Here is an 18345-nt window from a genome sequence, read left to right on the forward strand (position 1 = left end):
CGGTGCTGTCCACCACCCTGGCCGGCCTGCGCGCGCACCTGCCGCGACTGGTCGCGGCCACGCTCGCGGTCGTCATCGCCACCGCGTTCGTCGCCGCCACGCTCGTGCTCAACGAGACAGCTCGCGCCACGCTGCTGCGGGCCGCCGGCGCCCAGTACGTCGGCGCCGACGCCGTGGTCACCGCCCGCGACGGCGGCTCCCTGGCCGGCGACGTCGCGACCCTCACCGCGCTGCCCGGCGTGGCCGCGGTCGACCCCACCGCCACCGCCGACGTGCAGGCCGCCCTCCCCGGCCGCTCGGCCGCCTACCTGCAGGTCGGCAGCGTCGCCGCCGACCCGGAGCTGCGCTGGCAGCGGGTGACCGACGGCACCCTGCCCGACCGTCCCGGCGAGCTCGCCCTGGGCATGCCGACCGACGCCGAGGTCGGCGACGTCGTCGCGGTGTCCGTGCTCGACCCGGCCACCGGCGACGTCACCGCGACCGCCGAGGCCACCGTCACCGGGCTGGTCGACCTGGCCGGCGACCCGGCCGCGGGCGTGTTCGCCCACGGCTACGCCGTGCCCGCGCAGGTGTCCGCCTGGGGCGCCACCGACCCGACCGAGCTGCGCGTCGCCGCGGCGCCGGGCACCGACCCCGCCGGCCTGGTGGCGACCGTCGCCGCGGCGCTCGACGGGCGCGACGTCACGGTGGGCACCGGGGAGGAGGCCGCGGCGTCCGCCGTCGCGTACGTGACCGGCAACCGGCTCGCGCTCACCGCCGTCCTGCTGGTGTTCGCCACCGTCGCGGTGCTCGTGGCGGGGCTGGTCATCGCCAACACGCTCGCCGTGCTGGTCGCCCAGCGCACCCGCGACCTCGCGCTGCTGCGCTGCGTGGGCGCCACCTCGCGCCAGGTCCGGCGCAGCGTGCTCGCCGAGGCCGCGGTCACCGGGCTGGTCGCCTCCGCGGTGGGGGTCGGCGCCGGCATCGGGCTGGCCGCCGTCGTCTCCGCGCTCGTCGGCACCGACTCCCCGATCCCGCTGGAGGGCGTCACGGTGCCGCTGTACGCCGTCGCCGCGGGGCTCGCCGTCGGCACGCTCACCACGCTGGTCGCGGCGCTCGGCCCGGCCCGGGCGGCCACCCGGGTGGCGCCGCTGGCCGCACTGCGGCCGGCCGACCCCGCCCCGCTGCGCAGCCGCGGCGGCCTGCTCCGCTTCGCCACCGGCCTCGTGCTGGTGCTCGGCGGGTCGGCGCTCATGGCGCTCGGCGTGGTGATGGCGCAGATCTACCCGGCGCTGGCCGGCGGGGCGGCGAGCTTCCTCGGCGTCGTCCTGCTCGCCCAGCGCGCGGTGCCCCCGGTGGTCGCCGCCGCCGGGCGGGCGCTGGGCCGCGCCGGCGGCCTGCCCGGCCGGCTGGCCGCCGGGAACGCGAGCCGCAACCCGCGCCGGACGGCGGCGACGGCGACCGCGCTGCTCATCGGCGTCACGCTGACCACCGCGATGGTCGTCGGCGCGGCCTCCACCCGGGCGACCGCGCAGGCGGGGCTGGACTCCGCCTACCCGGCCGACGTGGAGATCGGCGCGTACGGCGAGCTGCCGTCGTCGCTGCTGCCGCAGCTGGAGGAGGTCGACGGCGTGGCCGGCGGCACGGCGCTCGCCGGCGCCGACCTGACCGGCCCCGACGGGCAGCCGACCTGGGTCCAGGGCGTGGACCCGGCCGACGCGGGCGCGGTGCTGCGCAGCACCGCCGACCTGCCGCTGCCCGCGCTCGGCGAGGTGGTGCTGCCGCCGTGGGCGGCCGAGGTGTGGTCGGTGCGCGACGGCGACGAGGTGACGCTCACCGCCGGGGCGAACAGCCGCACGCTGACCGCCACCGTCGGCGGGGACGCCAGTACGCCGCTGCTGTACGCGGCCGACCTGCGCGGCCTGGTGCCCGACGCCCCGGCGGCGACGCTGTGGCTGCGGCTGGCCGACGGCGACGGCCAGCGGGACGCCATCGCGGAGGTCACCGAGCTCACCGGCGCGGCCGCCCCCGACGCCTACGTCACCGGCCTGGCCAGCGAGCGCGCCGCGATCGACCAGGTGCTCGACGCGATGCTCCTCGTGGTCACCGGCCTGCTCGGCGTCGCGGTGCTCATCGCCCTGATCGGGGTGGGCAACACGCTGGCGCTGTCGGTGGTCGAGCGGCGGCAGGAGAACGGGCTGCTGCGGGCGCTGGGACTGACCCGCGGGCAGATGCGCGGGCTGCTGGCGTGGGAGGCGCTGCTCGTGGCCGGCGTCGCCGCGGTGCTCGGTGTGCTGGTCGGCGGGGCGTACGGGCTGATCGGCACCGCGTCGCTGCTCGGCGGACAGGACGTCGTGGTGGTCGACGTCCCGTGGGTGCAGGTCGGCGGGATCGTCGTGGTGGCCACGGTCGCCGGGCTGCTGGCCAGCGTGCTGCCCGCGCGCCGGGCGGCCCGCACCGCGCCGGTCGCCGCGATCGCGGCGGTCTGAGGCGGACCGGCTCAGACCGGGTCGGTGACGTCGCCGGGGGGCGCGGGCCAGCGCGCCACCCCGGCGACGTCGCCGTCACCGACCGGGGCCCGGAAGTCCGGGGCGCGCTTGTCGAGGAAGGCCGCCACGCCCTCGGCGGCGTCGGGGCCGCCGGCCAGCTCGGCCAGCGCCCGGGACTCCGCGCGGTGCGCGTCCCACGGCGAGGGCTGGCCGAGCATCGACCACAGCAGCTGCCGCGCGGCGGCCACCGCCACGCCGGAGGTGTTGCCGGCGATCTCGTCCGCCAGCGCGTAGGCGGTGGGCAGCAGCTCCTCGTCGGGGACGACGCGGGAGACCAGCCGGCCGCGCAACGCCTCGCCGGCGTCGAACACCCGCCCGGTGGCCACCCACTCCATCGCCTGGCTGATGCCGACCACCCGCGGGAGGAACCACGACGACGCCGCCTCCGGGGTGATGCCGCGGCGGGCGAAGACGAAGCCGAAGCGCGCGGACTCCGCGGCGATCCGGACGTCCATCGGCAGCACCATCGTGGCGCCGATCCCCACGGCGGGGCCGTTGACCGCGGCGATCACCGGCTTGCGCAGCGCGGCGAACGGCAGCGAGGCCATGCCGCCCCAGTCGCGCGGGACCCCACCGACGGCGCCGCGGGCCGGGGCGTCCTCCCGCCCGCGGCCGGCGAAGGTGCCCGCGCCCGCCCCGAGGTCGGCGCCGGCGCAGAAGCCCCGCCCCGCACCGGTGACGACGACGACCCGCACCCCGTCGTCGGCATCCGCCGCCGCGGCGGCCTGCGCGAGTTCGACCGCCATCCGCGGCGTGAAGGCGTTGAGCCGCTCGGGGCGGGACAGGGTGAGCGTGGCGACGCGGTCGGCGACGTCGTACCGGAGCTGCTCGAACGTCATCCCAGGGCGCCGGCCTCCGCGAGGCGGGCGACCGCGTCGAGGTGCTCGGCGGCGTCGCCCAGCAGCAGCCGGTCGGTCTTGGCGCGGCGCCAGTACAGCTGCGCGTCGTGCTCCCAGGTGAACCCGATCCCGCCGTGCACCTGCACGACCGTCTCCGCGGCCCGCTCGAACACCTCGGCGGCGTAGGCCTTGGCGGCCGCGGCGGCCAGCGGCAGCTCCTCCGGCGCCGAGTCGGCCGCCCACGCCGCCCACCACACCAGCGAGCGCAGCTGGTCCACGCCCACCCAGGCGTCGACGAGCATGTGCTTGACCGCCTGGTAGGAGCCGATGACCCGGCCGAACGCCTCGCGCTGCCGCGCGTACTCCACGCCCATGAGCACCGCGCGGTCGGCGGCGCCGAGGTCCTCGGCGGCCATCACGACGGCGCCCACCCGGCGGGCCCGCGCCCACAGCGCGCCGGCGTCCTCGGCGAGCACGCGGCGGGAGGTCAGCCGCACCCGGGCGAGGCCGCGGGTGGCGTCCAGGGGCCTCCCGGGCACCACCTCGCCCTCCCCCGCGACGAGCGTGTCGCCGTCGAGGGCGAGGAACAGCGTCGCGTCGGCGGCGTCGACCGACGGCGCCGAGCCGGTCGGCGGGCCGTCGAGCACGGCGACCGCGGCCGACCCGTCGGCGAGCTGCGCGGCGAGGTCGGGCGCGTCCTCGAGCAGCACCGCGGCGCGCGCGGCGGTGACCAGCGAGGGCCCGGCGAGCACCGCGCCGCCCTGCTCGGCGACGACGGCGAGGTCGAGCACGCTGCCGCCCGCGCCCCCGGCCGACTCGGGCACGGTGATGCCGAGGAAGCCGATGTCGGCGAGCGCCTTGCGGCCGGGCGCGGGGGCGCCGTCGCCCTCGAGCGCGCCGCGCGCGGCCGACAGCGGGACCGAGCCGGTGAAGAACTCGCGGGCGCCGGCGGCGGCGTCGCGCTGGTCGTCGGACAGGTCGAAGTTCACCGGCGGCCTCCGGAGGAGGAGAAGGGGGCGGTCTTGTCGGTGCGCGGCTCCGCGGGCAGGCCCAGCACCCGCTCGCCGAGGATGTTGCGCAGCACCTGGTCGGTGCCCCCGGCGATGGCGATGCCGGGCACGTACGCCTGCGCCTTCTGCCAGGTCTCGTCGCCGTCGGCGGTGGCACCGAGGACGGCGTCGTCGCCGAGCAGCCGGACGCCGGCGTCGGCCACCAGGCGGGCCGCGGCGGTGCCGCCGAGCTTCCCGGCGCTGGCCTCCGGCCCCGGCACGCCGCCCTGCGACAGCGTGGTGAAGCGGCGGTAGCCGGTGTAGCGGGCGGCGAGCGCGGCGACCAGCGCCCGCCCCACCGCCTGGCGGGCCAGCGCCTGCCGCTCGGGGTCCAGGTGCGGCAGCCGGTCGCGGGCGTGCGCGGCCAGGGACTCGGCGGACTGGCCGATGTCGCTGCCGGCGCCGCCGATGGCCACGCGCTCGTTCATCAGCGTGGTGAGCGCGACCCGCCAGCCCTCGCCGGGTTCCCCGAGCCGCTCGGAGTCGGGGATGCGGACGTCGTCGAAGAACACCTCGTTGAAGTCCGCGCCGCCGCTCATCTGGCGCAGCGGCCGCACCGTGACACCGGGCGCGTGCATGTCGACGACGAACATCGTCAGCCCCGCGTGCTTGGGCCTCTCCGGGTCGGTGCGGGTGAGCAGGATGCCGAAGTCGGAGACGTGGGCGAGCGTCGTCCAGACCTTCTGGCCGTTGACCACCCAGTCCTCGCCGTCGCGGACGGCGGAGGTGCGCAGCGCGGCGAGGTCGGAGCCCGACGCCGGCTCGCTGAACAGTTGGCACCAGACGTCGTCGGCGCGCAGAAGCCGGGCGAGGTAGCGGGAGCGCTGGTCGTCGCTGCCGTGCGCGATGACCGTGGGGCCGCACATGCCGATGCCGATGTGGTTGATCAGCGTGGGCACCCGGGCGCGGGCGAGCTCCTGCGCCACGATCGCCTGCTGCACCAGCGTGCCGCCCTGCCCGCCGTACTCGCGCGGCCAGGTCACGCCGACCAGGCCCTCCTCGGCGAGCACGCGCTGGGTGGCGCGCAGGTCGGCCTCCCGGCTGCGCGCGTCGACCGGCTCGCCGGGCGCCACGTGCAGCAGGTCGCCGGCCCGGTCGGCGAGCACGGTGCGCACCCGCTCCCGGTAGGCGGCCTCGTCGGGGGTGTCGTCGAAGTCCACGCCGGTCCTCCGCGTCGTCGGGTGTGGGTCGGGCGGTCCGGGCGCAGCGTGGCACCGGTCACCCGGAACGGTCAACGGTGACTGTTCGGGGCGGGCGCGGCGGCCTACCCTGCGCCGGGTGACCGCCGATCCCGTGGACAGCGCCGCCGTGCACGGGCCGCGCACCCGCTCCGCGCGGACGGCCGACAGCCGCGCGCTCATCCTCGACGCCGCCGTCGCCTGCCTGGTCGAGGACGGCTACGCCGGCGCCTCGACGCTCGCCGTCCAGGCCCGCGCCGGGGTGTCCCGCGGCCGGCTGCTGCACCACTTCCCGTCCCGCGCCGAGCTGCTGGTGGCCGCGGCGGGGCACCTGTCGACGACGCTGCTCGCCGAGGTGGAGGAGCGCGCCGCGGCGCTCATGGCCGACCAGCCGCCGGGCCAGGAACGGGTCGACCGCGCCATCGACCTCATGTGGGCGACGTTCCAGGAGCCGCCCTTCTGGGCGGCGATGGAGCTGTGGACCGCGGCCCGCACCGACCCCGGGCTGCGCTCGGCGCTGCGGGTGGAGGAGCGGCGGCTGCGCGCGGCGATCCGGCGGGTGGCCGACGGCATCTGGGGGCCGGAGATCGCCGCCGCCCCGCTGTACGCGGAACTGTGCGAGCTGCTGTTCACGAGCATGCGCGGGGTGGCCTGCGTGTACGCCTTCACCGAGCGGCCGGCGGCCACCGACCCGCACCTGGCGCTGTGGCGGCGGCTCGCCGCGCGGATGCTCCTCGCGCGCCCGGAGGACTGACGCCGGGCGGCCGCGCGGGCCACGATGACCGGGCATGGACGACCGTGCGGCCGCCGCCCCCACCGGCTACGTGCTCGGCGACGACGACCCCGAGATGGCCCGGCTCGACGCCCTCTCCTCGCTCTACGGTCCGGCCACGGGGGCCTGGCTCGACACCGCGGGCCTGGCGCCCGGCATGGCGGTCGCCGACCTCGGCTGCGGCCCGGGCGCGGTCACCCTCGCGATCGCGGACCGCGTCGGCGCGGGCGGGCGGGTGACCGGCGTCGACGCCGCGCGGCGCCCGCTGGAGGTGGCCCGGCGCCGCGCCGCCGGGCGGCCCGGCGTCGCCTTCGTGCAGGCCGACGTCACCACCTGGGAGCCGCCCGGCCCGCTCGACGCGGTGGTCGGCCGGCTGCTCCTGCTGCACCTGCCCGACCCGGTCGCCCTCGTCGCCCGGGCGGCATCGCTGGTGCGGCCCGGCGGGGTCGTCGCGTTCGCCGACGTCGTCCTCCCCACCCGGGCGGCGCACCCGCCGCTGCCGCTGCTGGACGCGTTCAACGGCTGGCTGCTGACGGCGTTCGGCCGGCTCGGCGTCCCCGTCGACGCCGGGCTGCGGCTGACCGCCGTCTACCGCTCGGCGGGCCTGCCCGACCCCGTGCTCACCTGCGGCCAGCCGCTCGAGCGGGGCGGCGACGCGACGGGCTGGGCCGTCGTGGCCGGCGACGCGGTCAGCCTGCTGCCGGCCTTCGAGCGCACCGGCACGGCGACCGCGGCCGAGGTGGGCGCCGCGGACCTCGGGCGGCGGCTGCGCGCGCAGGCCGCCGCGGCCGACGCCGTGCTGGTCAACCCGCTGCTCGTCGGGGCGGTCGCGAGACGCCCCGGTCAGGGTTGACTGCCGCGTCAGGTCGCCACCAGCATGACGCGGGTCACACCCGACCGAGGAGGACCCGTGAGCGTGCCGATCCCCACCCTCCAGGGCCGCGGCATGACCGCCGCCGACCAGCTCGCGCGCTGGGCCCGCCGGACCCCGGACACGTGGGCGCTGCGCTTCGACGGCGGCGGTCGCACCTACGCCCAGCTCGACGAGCGGGTCACCCGGCTGGCCAACGCGCTGGCCGGCCGCGGGGTGGGCACCGGCGACCGGGTGGCGGTGCTCGGGCTCAACTCGATGGAGGTGTGGGAGGCCTACCTGGCCGGCGTCCGGCTCGGCGCGATCGTCGTCCCGGTCAACTTCCGGCTGGTCGCCGACGAGGTCGCCTACGTGCTCACCGACTCCGGCGCCACCGCGCTGCTGGTCGACGCCGCCCTCGCCGAGGTGGCCACCAAGGCCCGCGAGCAGGCGCCGGAGCTGGCCACGGTCCTCACGCTCGGCGGGGACCTCGAGGACGCCATGGCCGCCGCCTCGCCGGAGCCGCCCGGCGTCGAGGTCGACGAGACCGCGCCCGCGTTCATCATGTACACGTCGGGCACCACCGGCCGCCCGAAGGGCGCCGTGCTCACCCACCGCAACCTGCTCATGCACGTGTTCAGCCAGGTCACCCACCTCGGCTGGGGCGACGACGACCGGGTCGGCGTCCCCGGCGCCCCGCTGTTCCACATCGCGGGCCTCGCCGGCGGGCTGCCGCCGCTGCTGCTCGGCGGCACCCACGTGATCCTCAAGAGCGGTGGGTTCGACCCGGTCGCCACGCTCGACCTCATCGAGCGCGAGCGGGTGAGCAGCATCTTCCTGGTGCCCGCCATGTGGGCCGCCGTCGTCGCGGTGCCCGGCATCGCCGACCGCGACCTCTCCAGCCTGCGGCGCATCTCCTGGGGCGCGGCCCCGGCGTCGACGACGCTGCTGCGCACGATGATCGACACGTTCCCGCAGGCGGAGGTCATCACCGCCTTCGGCCAGACCGAGTGCAGCCCGGTCACCTGCTTCCTGCGCGGCGAGGACTCGGTGCGCAAGATCGGCTCGGTGGGCACCCCGATGCTCAACGTCGAGGTCCGGGTGGTCGACGACCGGATGCAGGACGTCCCGGTGGGCGAGGTGGGCGAGATCGTCTACCGCAGCCCGATGGTGATGAAGGAGTACTGGGGCAAGCCCGAGGCGACGGCGGAGGCGTTCGCCGGCGGCTGGTTCCACTCCGGCGACCTGGTCCGGGAGGACGAGGACGGCTACTACTACGTCGTCGACCGCAAGAAGGACATGATCATCACCGGCGGCGAGAACGTGTACTGCGCCGAGGTCGAGGACGTGCTCGCCGCCCACCCCGGCGTGGCCGAGGTCGCGCTGATCGGCGTCCCGGACGCCCGTTACGGCGAGGCACCGCTGGCGGTGATCGCGCCGCGGGACGCCGACGCGCCGCCCACACCCGAGGAGCTCACCGCCTGGTGCCGCGAGCGGCTGGCCCGCTACAAGCACCCGCGCGAGTACGCGTTCGTGCCCGCGCTGCCGCGCAACCCGAGCGGCAAGGTGCTCAAGACGTCGCTGCGCACCGAGCACCGGGCCGGCTCCCTGGTGAGCGACCCCGCCGTCTGAACCGCTGTGCACCGAGCACCGTCGGAGGGCCTCCGGTCGCTGCACGGCGCACCTCGACAGCCGGTGTGACGTGGGACACGCTGTCGTGGCCCAGGACCCGACAGGGAGGACCCGCATGACCGCCACGCAGTCCGCACCGAGCCCGACGGCCGCCAGCTGGCCGCCCGGGCTGCCGCGCTCGCTCGAGTACCCGTCGGTCCCCGTCGGCTCGATCCTGCGGGCCGCGGTGCGCCGGTGGGGCACGCGCACGGCGTTCGTTGACCACGACGTCGAGCTCTCCTTCGAGGAGCTCGGCGCGCGGGCGGCCGCGGTGGCCAACTGGCTGGCCGACGCCGGAGTGGGCCGCGGCGACGTCGTGGCGGTGCACATCCCGAACTGCCGGCAGTACCCGGCCGTCTACTACGGCGTGATGATGGCCGGCGCCGTCTTCTCCCCCACCAACCCGCTGCTGCCGGCCGCCGACCTCGCCGCCCAGCTCTCCGACGCCGGCGCCACCGTGCTCGTCACCTGGGACCAGGTGCTGCCGTTCGTCCGCTCGGCGCTGGCGGCCACGCCGGTGCGCACCGTCGTCGTCACCGGCGAGGCGCACACCCTCGACTTCGGCGCCCGTCTCGAGGGCCTGGAGGACGGCGACGTCGACCTCGCCGACCTGCTCGCCGCCGACCCCACCGACCGGCACCTCGACGCCGGCGTCGACCCCGCCGCCGACCTCGCCCACCTGGCCTACACCGGCGGCACCACCGGGGTCAGCAAGGGCGTGGAGCTGCCGCACCGCAACGTCGTCACCAACGTCCTGCAGTCGGCGTGCTGGACGTCGGGGTCGCTGCCCGAGCTCGACGACGCCGGCGACGTCACCGTGCGGCAGGTGCTCGGCGAGGACGAGTACCCGATCCGTCTCGGCCAGGCGCGGCTGATCAACCTCACGCCCTGGTTCCACGCGATGGGCGCGATCGGCTACCTCAACGGGATGGTGCTCGGCGGCACCACGACCGTCATCCACATGCGGTTCGACCCGGTGCGGTACGTCGAGGACGCCAAGCGGTACGAGGTCACGAGCATCGGCGGGGCGCCGCCGGTGTTCGTCGCGCTGCTGCAGGTGCCCGGCTTCACCGAGCAGGACTGGTCGCACGTGCGCGGCGTCTCCAGCGGCGCCGCGCCGCTGCCGGTGCCGCTCATCGAGAAGCTGCAGGCCGTCCTGCCCAACGCCGTGATCGGCGAGGGCTACGGCCTCACCGAGGTGACCATGCAGGCCACCGGCAACCCGTCGTTCCGGTCGGGCACCCGCAAGGCCGGGTCGGTCGGCGTCCCGGTGTTCGACACCGAGATCACCATCCGCCCGCTCGGCGGCGGCGAGCCGCTGCCCGTGGGCGAGCGCGGCGAGGTGTGCATCCGCGGACCGCAGGTCATGCGCGGCTACGCCCACCGGCCCGACGCGACCGCCGAGAGCATCGACCCCGACGGCTGGTTCCACACCGGCGACGTCGGCGTGCTCGACGAGGACGGCTACCTGTCGATCGTCGACCGCACCAAGGACATGCTGCTCTACAAGGGCTACAACGTGTTCCCGCGCGAGCTGGAGGAGGTCCTCTTCGGCGTGCCGGGCGTGGCCGGCGCGGCCGTCGTCGGCCGGCCCGACGAGGCCGCCGGGGAGCTGCCGGTCGCCTACGTCGTGCGCAAGGCGGACGACGCCGGCGCCGCGCTGACCGCCGAGTCGGTGATGGCCGCGGTCAACGACCGGGTCACGCACTACAAGCGGCTGCGCGACGTCGTGTTCATCGACGCCATCCCGGTGTCGGCGGCGGGCAAGGTGCTCAAGCGCGAACTGGCCGCCCGCGAGCGCGAGGCCGCGGCCCAGGGCTGACCCGATCGGGGGCGGTGCGCACCGGCATCCCGGTGGGCGCCGCCCCCGCTCGCTATCGTCCGCGACGTGATCGGCGGACACGGGGCGAACGAGGACCCGCACACCGGGGTGCAGATCGCCCACGAGGAGCCCTCCCCCGTCCGCCAGGTGTGGCAGCGGGTCGTGCTCGCGGCGTTCTTCCTCGCGCTGACCGTGCTGATCGTGTGGCTCGACCGCGACTCGTACCGCGACGGCGACGAGGTCGGCATCTCGCTGCTCGACGCCATCTACTACTCGACGGTCACGCTCTCCACCACCGGCTACGGCGACATCACCCCGATCACCGAGGGCGCCCGCCTGGTCAACATCCTGTTCATCACGCCGCTGCGCGTGCTGTTCCTCATCGTGCTCATCGGGACCACGCTCGAGGCGCTGACGACGCGCTCGCGCGAGGAGTTCCGCATCCGTCGCTGGAGGTCCCGCGTGCGCCAGCACGTCATCGTGTGCGGCTACGGCACCAAGGGCCGCAGCGCCGTCCGCTCGCTGCAGGCCACCGGCACGCCGCTGGAGCACATCGTCATCGTCGACGCCGACCAGCGCGCCATCGACGAGGCCAACTCGATCGGCCTGACCGGCATCGTCGGCGACGCCGGGCGCACCGACGTGCTGCGCCGCGCGCACGTGGAGCGGGCCCGGGCGGTGATCGTGGCGGCCAACCGCGACGACGCCGCGGTGCTCATCACCCTCACCGTGCGCCAGCTCAACCCGACCGTGCCGATCACCACCAGCGTGCGCGAGGAGGAGAACGCGAGCCTGCTGCGCCAGTCCGGCGCCGACACGGTCATCACCACCTCAGCGACGTCGGGCCGGCTGCTGGGCCTGTCCACCGACAGCCCGCGCGTGGTCTCGGTGGTCGAGGACCTGCTCACCGGCGGCCAGGGCCTCGACCTCTCCCAGCGGGTGGTCACCTCCGGCGAGGTGGGCCTGGGCCCGCGCGACCTGCGCGACATCGTGCTGTCGGTGACCCGCGGCGGCCGCACGCTGCGCTTCGACGACCCGCTCATCGGCACGCTCCAGAGCGAGGACGTACTCGTCGTCGTCCGCAGTCACTGAGTGATCTGTCGCCCTACCGGGCTCCACCGCGGCCACGTGCCGTCCCCACCTGCGCTGAGCCGGACCCGGGCCTCGATCGCGGGAGCCTCCGGCCCCCACTCCTCGCCCCGACCCTCCCCAGACCTCCCAGCGCCGTGTCACCATCCCGGGCGTGACGCGGCCCGGGGGTCCCCGCCGGTGACCGCCGTCGACGGCGCGGCCGGCGTCCGGCGCCTGGCGCTCCCCGCCGTCGTCGTCGCCGCGGTGGCCGCGGCCGGTCTGCTCCTCGCGCTGCGCCTCGGCGGCGACGGCGGCTTCGCCACCGACCCGGTCGGCGCCCTCGCCCAGACCGCCGGGGCCGCGGCCTGCGCGCTGGCCGGCCGGCGGCTGACCGCCCGCGGGCAGGTCCTCGCCGGCACCCGCGCCACCTGGCTCGCCGCCGCGCTGGTGGCCTACGCGGCGGCGGCGGTCTGGGCCGTCACCGCCGTGTCGGCGGACGCCGCGAGCGCCCCGGTCGCCGTCGCCGTGTGGAACACCGCCTGGATCCCGCCCCTGCTGCTCGGCCAGCTCGTGGCGTCGGCCTCGGCGCGCCGCCGGCCGGCCACCGCCTGGGACGAGACGGCGGCGACGGCGGCGCTCGGCGTCACCGCGGTCGTGAACCTGCTCGTGGCCCGGGCGGGCGACCCCTTCGCGGGGCTGCCGACCGTCGCCCCGGAGTCGTGGGGTGCGGCCCTGTCCCCCGTCGGCGCAGCGGCCACCGTCCTCGGGCTGCTCGCCGTCCTGCTGCTCCCCGCCCGGCTGTGGCGGGCGGCGGTCACGTCCGCGGGCCCGGCGCGGGCCCGCCTCGGGGTGGCCGCGGCGGGCGCCACCGCCGCGCCGGTGACCGTCGCCCTCTGCCTGCTGCTCGCCGTCGCCCGCGACCCCGGGGCGGTCGAGCCGTCGCTGGGGTCGGTCGCCTTCCTCGTCGCGCTGGCCGCCGCCTCGGCGTTCGCCGCCGGGTGCGCCGGCCTCGTGCCGGACGGCGACGGCGCACCGGGCCGGCTGCTCCTCGCGGTGCGCACCGTGGGCGCCGCCGCGGGCGCCCTGGTCGTGGCGGGGCTGGGCACGCTGCTGGCCGCGCCGGGGACCGGGCTGGGGTCGACGGCGGTCGCGCTCGCCGTCGCCGTGCTGGCGGTGGCCGTGGCCGGCGGTGTCCGGTGGGGCTCGGCGCGTCTCGCCGCGGCGCTGACCGCCCCCGCCGGGCCGCCGCCGGCCGACGTCCTCCCCGCCGCCGTCCCGTCCGGGACTCCTCCGTCGCCCGCGCCGGCACCCGCGCCCCTCTCGGCGCCCGGGCCCGGTCCGCTGGCCGGGCTGACGCCGCGGGAGCGGGAGGTGCTGGAGCTGCTGGCCGAGGGGGCGAGCAACGCGGGCATCGCCGCCCGCCTGGTGATCTCCGAGCGGACCGTCGACGCCCACCTGCGGTCGCTGTTCGGCAAGCTCGACCTGGGCCGGGAGGCGGCGTCGAACCGCCGGGTGCAGGCGGCCGGGATCTGGTTCCGCCACCGCTCCTGACCTGCGCGTTCCCCGGGATCGGTGCTGACACCGATGTGCTCGAGGGCCGCGCGGAGCGAGGGTCTGCGGCACCGCCCACCCCTCCCGGAGGTCCCCGTGCCCGGCTCCGCCCTGTCCGCTCCCGCGTCCCCCGTCACCCGCCGCTCCCCCGCGGGCGCCGCCGGGGTGCTGCTCGCCCTGCTCGTCGTGGCGCTGGCCGGCCGGCTCGTCTTCGCGCTGTGGGAGCCGCCGTTCGACGGGTCGGTCCGCTACGACGACGTGCGGGGCCTCGAGGGCGCCTACTGGCCCGTGAACCTCTTCCTCGGCGGGCCGGCCTACGCGGTGTCGTTCGTCGCCACCGCCCTCTCGCTGGTCCTGCTCGGACGCGGCCGCGGCGCCCCGTGGACGCTGGCCGGGGCCCTGCTCGTCGGGCTGGGGGGCGTCCTGTTCAGCCTGGCGGTCACCGCCGAGGCGCTGCCCTTCGCCTACGCCGCCGACCCGGCCGTGCTCCCGGAGGCCGACGGGCGCGCGCTGGTCGACACCCTCAACGACTCGCTCGGGCCGCTGGTCGCGGTGATCGTCGCGAGCCAGGTCACCATCGCCGTCGGCGCGGTGGCCGGCCTGGTCGGCGTCCTCCTCGGGCGGGCCGCCCCGCGCTGGTTCCCGGTCGCCGGGCTGGCCTACGTGCTGGTGTTCGTGGTGGTCCCGGTGCAGGAGCTGGGCCGGCCCGCGGTGCTCGCCGACTACGTCCTGCAGCTGCTCCTGCTCGGCGGGATCGGCTGGTTCGCGTTCGCCCGCACGCGGCGCGAGGCATAGGAAGCGATGCGCACGTCCCGGGGCCCGGGACGTGCGCATCGCTTCCTATGCCCGGTCCACCCGGCGCACCCAGGTGCGGGTCGGCTCGCCGCGGCCGCGCAGCTCCACCTCCGCGGCGGGCCGCCAGTGCGCGGCCTCGCCGCCGGCTGCCCGCACCACGGCCTCGCTGGCCACCGCCCGGCCCGTGTCGTCCTTGGCGAGCTCGGTGAGCCGCGCGGCCTCGTTCACCGGGTCGCCGATCACCGTGTACTCCAGCCGGCTGGCGGTGCCGACCTGCCCCGCCCACACCGGCCCGCACGCCACCCCCACCCCGACGTCGACCTCGCCGGCCGCCCGGACGGCGTCGCAGATCCGCCGGGCCGCCCGCAGCGCGGCGCCCGGCGGGTCGGGGTGAGCGGTGGGCGCGCCGAACACGCACAGCGCCGCGTCGCCCTCGAACTTGTCGACCAGCCCGCGCGGCCACCGGGGTGCCCACGTGCCGGCCGAACAGGTCGCGCAGCCGTTCCCGCTCGGCCAGCCCCGCGGCCATCGCGGTGACGCCCGCCTGCAGCAGCCCGATCTCGCCGGCGTCGTCGACGGGAACCGCGGCCGCGTAGTCGCCGTCCCCCACCCGCTGCACCGCCTCGCGCAGGTCGCGCAGCGGCGCCCCGACGGCGCGGGCGAGCAGCACGGTGGCCAGCCCGCCGACCAGCAGCGCGACGACGGCGAGGAAGACCACCGCGGTGCGCCCGGGGCCGCCGGGGTTGCTCGGGTCGACGAACAGCAGGACCACGCCGAGCAGCGGCACGGCGCTGGTGAGGCTCCAGGTGAGCACCAGGCGGGGGCGCACGCCGAGGGCGAGCCGCCCCGACGGCGGGTGCGCGGCCAGCGCGCGGGTGGTGACGCCGCGCGCGGCGCGCGCGACGAGCAGGTAGACGACACCGGCGGTGGCCGCGCCGCCGAGCAGGGTGGCGACGCCGACCCGCAGGCCGACGAGCGGTTCGGGGAACGTGAGCGCGGCGACGACGCCGACGAGCACCGCACCGAGCAGCCAGACCAGGCCGGCGATCAGCGCGGTGTCCACCGGCAGGCGCAACGCGGAGGCCGCCTCGGCGGGGGTGGGCGTGCGGCGGGCGACCAGCCAGGTGGTCGTGGCGCGTTGGCGGCGCAGGCCGGCGAGGGTCGCCAGCGGGAGCGCGAGGAGCAGGTAGCCGAGCGCGGCGAGCAGCACCGGCGCGCGGCCGGCGCTCGCCCCGTCGTCGGAGACGCCGAGCAGCAGCAGGGTGACGGTGCCGACGCCGACGAGGTCGGCGACGACGACCAGCGCCACGATGAGCGGGACGGCGACCCGGCCGCTCGGCGCCCAGGCCAGCACGTCGTCGGCCCGCCGGAGGGCGGTGCTGCGCGTGCCGGTCGGGATCACGCCCGGCTCAACGACCCCGCGCGGGCGGGGACACGGTCAGACCGGCAGCTCGGCCAGCGCCTCGGCGACGAGACCGTCGGCGAGCACGAGGTCGACCGCGGTGGAGTGCCAGCCGGCCACCAGCAGCAGCGGCCAGGGGCGCTCGTCGTCGGCCGAGGCGGTGGCGGCCACCAGGCCGGCCTGCGCCACGGCGCGGCACGCGATGGGGTTCATGAGGGGGACCTCCTGTCGTCCGTGCACAGGAGATCGGCAGGTGGGTGTGGTCGCTCCAGTCAGGCGGCGCATCTCACCCCGGGGGATGAGATCGCGGGCCCGGCGGGGTCTGCACCGCATGGAGACCGACGAGGACCGGGTACGCGCCGCGCTCGACGTCTGGGCGGAGGCCGTGCGGCGCGCCGACGTGGACGCCGTGGCCGCCCTGCACACCGCCGACGTCGTGCTGTTCGACGTCGTGCCGCCGATGACCGTGACCGGCCTGGACGCCTACCTCGAGCAGTGGCGGCTGTTCTGGGACGCCCAGGGCGAGGGCGTGTTCGACCTGACGCGGCTGACCGTGGTGGCCGGGCCGGACGTCGCGTTCGCGTACGGGCTGCTGCGGGTGGGCGCGGCCGGCACCGAGGGGTTCGAGGTGCGGCTGACGGTGGGCCTGCGCCTCGTGGAGGGGCGCTGGCTGGTCGTGCACGAGCACCACTCGGTGCCCGCCGGGTGAGCCCCGGCGGGCACCGGGGCGCTCAGCCGCGGGCCGCGCGCAGCGCGCCGGCCAGCGGGGTGGCAGGGCGGCCGAGCAGGGCGGTGAGGTCGGCGTCGCCGGTGTCGAGGTCGCCGCGGGCGATCGAGGCGTCGATGCCGGCGACGAAGCCCGCCGTCCCCTCGTCGAGCCCTGCGGACCGCAGCGCGGCGGCGTACTCGTCCACCGGCAGGTCGCGGTAGGCGACCGGCGTGCCGGTCACCTCGGTGACGGCGGCGGCGAGGTCGGCGAGCGTGACGCCGGGCCCGCCGACCTCGTGGACGCCACCGTCGCCGTCGGCGAGCAGCGCGGCCGCGGCGGCGACGGCGAAGTCCTCGCGCGCGGCGATCGAGACCCGGCCGTCACCCGCGGCGCCGAGGACCTCGCCGGTGGCCAGGTACTGGTCGACCTGGGCGGCGTAGTTCTCGGCGTACCAGCTGTTGCGCAGCACCGTCGCCGGGACGCCGGAGCGGGCGAGCACCGCCTCGGTCTCGCGGTGCTCGGGGGCCAGCGGGTTCGTGGACGTGTCGGCGTGCGCGATCGAGGTGTAGACGATCCGCTGCACGCCGGCCGCCGCGGCCGCCTCGATCACGGCGGTGTGCTGGGCGACCCGCTGCCCCGGCTCGCTGCCGGAGACCAGCAGCAGCCGGTCGACGCCGGCCAGCGCGGCGGGCAGCGTGCCCGGCTGCGAGTAGTCGCCGTGGCGGACCTGCACGCCGCGGCCGGCCAGGTCGGCCGCGGCCTCGGGACGGCGGGCGACGGCGACGACGTCGCCCGCCGGCACGCCGCGGTCGAGCAGCTCCTGGACGGCGCGGCGGCCGAGGTGGCCGGTGGCTCCGGTGACGGCGTAGGTGGTCATGCGGGGACTCCTCGATCGGGAACTCGGTCGGGGGCACTAACCAGGAGAAAGTGCCCTCCATTCCGTCGGTGGTCCTAGGCTGGCGGCATGAGCGAGCCGGGCCCCTCCCCCGCGCTGGTCGCCGACGTCTTCGCCCGCGACTGCACGTCCCGCTCGGCGTTCGAGGACGTCACCGCCAAGTGGGCGTCCCTGACCCTGATCGCGCTGCACGAAGGCGGGTACCGGTTCAACGCGCTGCGCCGCCGGGTCGACGGCGTGAGCGAGAAGATGCTGTCGCAGACGCTGCAGGCCCTCGAGCGCGACGGCATGGTCAGCCGCGACGTCGTCACCACCATCCCGCCGCGGGTCGAGTACGCGCTCACGCCGCTCGGCGCCCGGGTGGCCGCGCGACTGCGCGACCTCGCCGACGTGCTCGAGGAGGCCGTGCCCGAGGTCGAGCGGGCCCGTGAGGACCACCGCCCGCGCTGACGCCCGGCGGGCCGCTCAGGCCGAGCGCCAGCCGCGGCCGTGCAGCCGTGCGACGCCGTCGAGCAGCAGGTCCAGGGCGAACTCGAACTCGAACTGCTCGTCGCACCCGCCGCCGACGGCGGACAGGTCCCCGCCGGTCGCCGCGGTGGCGATCTCCAGGACGTGCGGGAAGCGCCGGCCGAACTCCTCGGCCATCGCCCGCTGCTGCTCCGGAGGAGGCGGCGCCGACGGGCCGGCCGGCGCGTCGAACAGCTCGGGGCTGAACCCCCAGATGCGGTTGCCCAGCGCGTGCATCACGTGGTGGGTCAGGTCGACCGAGAGGCCGCCGCGGCGGAAGGTGCCGGCGACGGCGTCCATGTAGCCGAGCACCGCGGGCGTGCGCCGGGTGCGCGACTCGATGGCCCGCCGCGCCCAGGCGTGCCGCAGCACCGCCCGGCGCGCGGACAGCAGCCGCGCCCGGACGGCGTCGGGCCAGTCCAGCGCCGGGTCGGGCGCCTCGAACTCGCCGATGACGGCGTCGACCATCCCGTCGAGCAGCTCGTCCTTGTTCGCCACGTGCTTGTAGAGGGCCATCGGGACGACGCCGAGCACCTGCGCCAGCCCGCGCATGCTCACCGCGTCGAGGCCCGACCCGTCGGCCAGCTCGACGGCGGCCCGGAGCACCCGCGCGCGGGACAGCGGCTCACGCGCCACCTGATCTCCCCTCCTTGACAGGCGTACACCGTACACCTAGCGTCCCCGGCGTTGGTGTACGCCGTACACC

At 77.1% G+C, this 18345-nt stretch carries 17 protein-coding genes and 1 pseudogene; 10 read left to right on the forward strand and 8 right to left on the reverse strand.

Going from position 1 to position 18345, the window contains the following annotated elements; translation table 11 throughout:
• Positions 1-2: 2 nt before the first annotated feature.
• Entirely contained in the window at positions 3-2468 is a 2466-nt protein-coding gene (locus WA616_RS09205) for an ABC transporter permease (RefSeq protein WP_336029100.1), read from the forward strand.
• Between the two features lie 11 nt (positions 2469-2479).
• Here WA616_RS09205 and WA616_RS09210 read toward each other — a convergent pair whose 3' ends face one another.
• Genes WA616_RS09210 through WA616_RS09220 form a run of 3 tightly spaced genes read right to left on the reverse strand, consistent with a single transcriptional unit; the run spans position 2480 to position 5576 of the window.
• Positions 2480-3367 (reverse strand): enoyl-CoA hydratase-related protein, encoded by an 888-nt coding sequence (locus tag WA616_RS09210; protein ID WP_336029101.1) that lies wholly within the window; start codon positions 3365-3367, stop codon positions 2480-2482.
• Complete coding sequence (locus WA616_RS09215; RefSeq protein ID WP_336029103.1) at positions 3364-4356, reverse strand: acyl-CoA dehydrogenase family protein; 993 nt, start codon at positions 4354-4356, stop codon at positions 3364-3366. Before WA616_RS09215 ends, WA616_RS09210 begins: the two co-directional genes overlap by 4 nt.
• A complete protein-coding gene (locus tag WA616_RS09220) occupies positions 4353-5576 on the reverse strand; it encodes an acyl-CoA dehydrogenase family protein (RefSeq protein ID WP_073418907.1) in 1224 nt (407 codons plus the stop codon). The genes WA616_RS09215 and WA616_RS09220 overlap by 4 nt, the downstream gene beginning before the upstream one ends.
• A 118-nt stretch (positions 5577-5694) precedes the next feature.
• Here WA616_RS09220 and WA616_RS09225 point away from each other — a divergent pair, with 118 nt between their 5' ends.
• From WA616_RS09225 to WA616_RS09255, 7 genes are all read left to right on the forward strand, one after another.
• Positions 5695-6348 carry a TetR/AcrR family transcriptional regulator gene (locus WA616_RS09225; protein ID WP_217651125.1) on the forward strand — a complete coding sequence of 218 codons (654 nt, stop codon included), beginning with the start codon at positions 5695-5697 and terminating at the stop codon, positions 6346-6348.
• Positions 6349-6382: 34 nt separating this feature from the next.
• Entirely contained in the window at positions 6383-7219 is an 837-nt protein-coding gene (locus tag WA616_RS09230; protein WP_336029109.1) for a class I SAM-dependent methyltransferase, read from the forward strand.
• A 57-nt stretch (positions 7220-7276) separates the two neighbouring features.
• Positions 7277-8848 carry a long-chain-fatty-acid--CoA ligase gene (locus WA616_RS09235; RefSeq protein WP_336029110.1) on the forward strand — a complete coding sequence of 524 codons (1572 nt, stop codon included), beginning with the start codon at positions 7277-7279 and terminating at the stop codon, positions 8846-8848.
• Between the two features lie 115 nt (positions 8849-8963).
• On the forward strand, positions 8964-10709 hold the full coding sequence (locus WA616_RS09240; protein WP_336029111.1) for a class I adenylate-forming enzyme family protein: 1746 nt from the start codon (positions 8964-8966) through the stop codon (positions 10707-10709).
• 66 nt (positions 10710-10775) lie between these two features.
• Complete coding sequence (locus tag WA616_RS09245; protein WP_245794282.1) at positions 10776-11801, forward strand: potassium channel family protein; 1026 nt, start codon at positions 10776-10778, stop codon at positions 11799-11801.
• Positions 11802-11978: 177 nt separating this feature from the next.
• A complete protein-coding gene (locus WA616_RS09250) occupies positions 11979-13331 on the forward strand; it encodes a response regulator transcription factor (RefSeq protein ID WP_336029113.1) in 1353 nt (450 codons plus the stop codon).
• Positions 13332-13427: 96 nt separating this feature from the next.
• Positions 13428-14126, forward strand: coding sequence for a hypothetical protein (locus tag WA616_RS09255; RefSeq protein WP_336029115.1), 699 nt, complete (start codon positions 13428-13430; stop codon positions 14124-14126).
• Positions 14127-14171: 45 nt separating this feature from the next.
• Here WA616_RS09255 and WA616_RS24480 read toward each other — a convergent pair whose 3' ends face one another.
• From WA616_RS24480 to WA616_RS09265, 3 genes and pseudogenes are all read right to left on the reverse strand, one after another.
• A complete protein-coding gene (locus tag WA616_RS24480; RefSeq protein WP_442901986.1) occupies positions 14172-14540 on the reverse strand; it encodes an adenylate/guanylate cyclase domain-containing protein in 369 nt (122 codons plus the stop codon).
• A 112-nt stretch (positions 14541-14652) separates the two neighbouring features.
• Positions 14653-15528: pseudogene (locus WA616_RS24485) on the reverse strand (HAMP domain-containing protein); the annotation flags it as partial.
• A gap of 36 nt (positions 15529-15564) precedes the next feature.
• Positions 15565-15741 carry a hypothetical protein gene (locus WA616_RS09265; protein ID WP_175562787.1) on the reverse strand — a complete coding sequence of 59 codons (177 nt, stop codon included), beginning with the start codon at positions 15739-15741 and terminating at the stop codon, positions 15565-15567.
• A 118-nt stretch (positions 15742-15859) separates the two neighbouring features.
• On the opposite strand from WA616_RS09265, the gene WA616_RS09270 reads away from it, so the two are divergent.
• A complete protein-coding gene (locus WA616_RS09270) occupies positions 15860-16237 on the forward strand; it encodes a YybH family protein (RefSeq protein WP_336029117.1) in 378 nt (125 codons plus the stop codon).
• A 22-nt stretch (positions 16238-16259) separates the two neighbouring features.
• On the opposite strand, the gene WA616_RS09275 is transcribed toward WA616_RS09270, so the two are convergent.
• A complete protein-coding gene (locus WA616_RS09275; protein ID WP_336029119.1) occupies positions 16260-17114 on the reverse strand; it encodes an SDR family oxidoreductase in 855 nt (284 codons plus the stop codon).
• A gap of 87 nt (positions 17115-17201) precedes the next feature.
• On the opposite strand from WA616_RS09275, the gene WA616_RS09280 reads away from it, so the two are divergent.
• On the forward strand, positions 17202-17582 hold the full coding sequence (locus tag WA616_RS09280) for a winged helix-turn-helix transcriptional regulator (protein WP_073418896.1): 381 nt from the start codon (positions 17202-17204) through the stop codon (positions 17580-17582).
• A gap of 15 nt (positions 17583-17597) precedes the next feature.
• On the opposite strand, the gene WA616_RS09285 is transcribed toward WA616_RS09280, so the two are convergent.
• A complete protein-coding gene (locus WA616_RS09285) occupies positions 17598-18275 on the reverse strand; it encodes a TetR/AcrR family transcriptional regulator (protein WP_336029124.1) in 678 nt (225 codons plus the stop codon).
• Positions 18276-18345 lie beyond the last annotated feature (70 nt).

It is taken from the genome of Geodermatophilus sp. FMUSA9-8, from assembly GCF_037034165.1.
GTDB lineage: Bacteria > Actinomycetota > Actinomycetes > Mycobacteriales > Geodermatophilaceae > Geodermatophilus > Geodermatophilus nigrescens.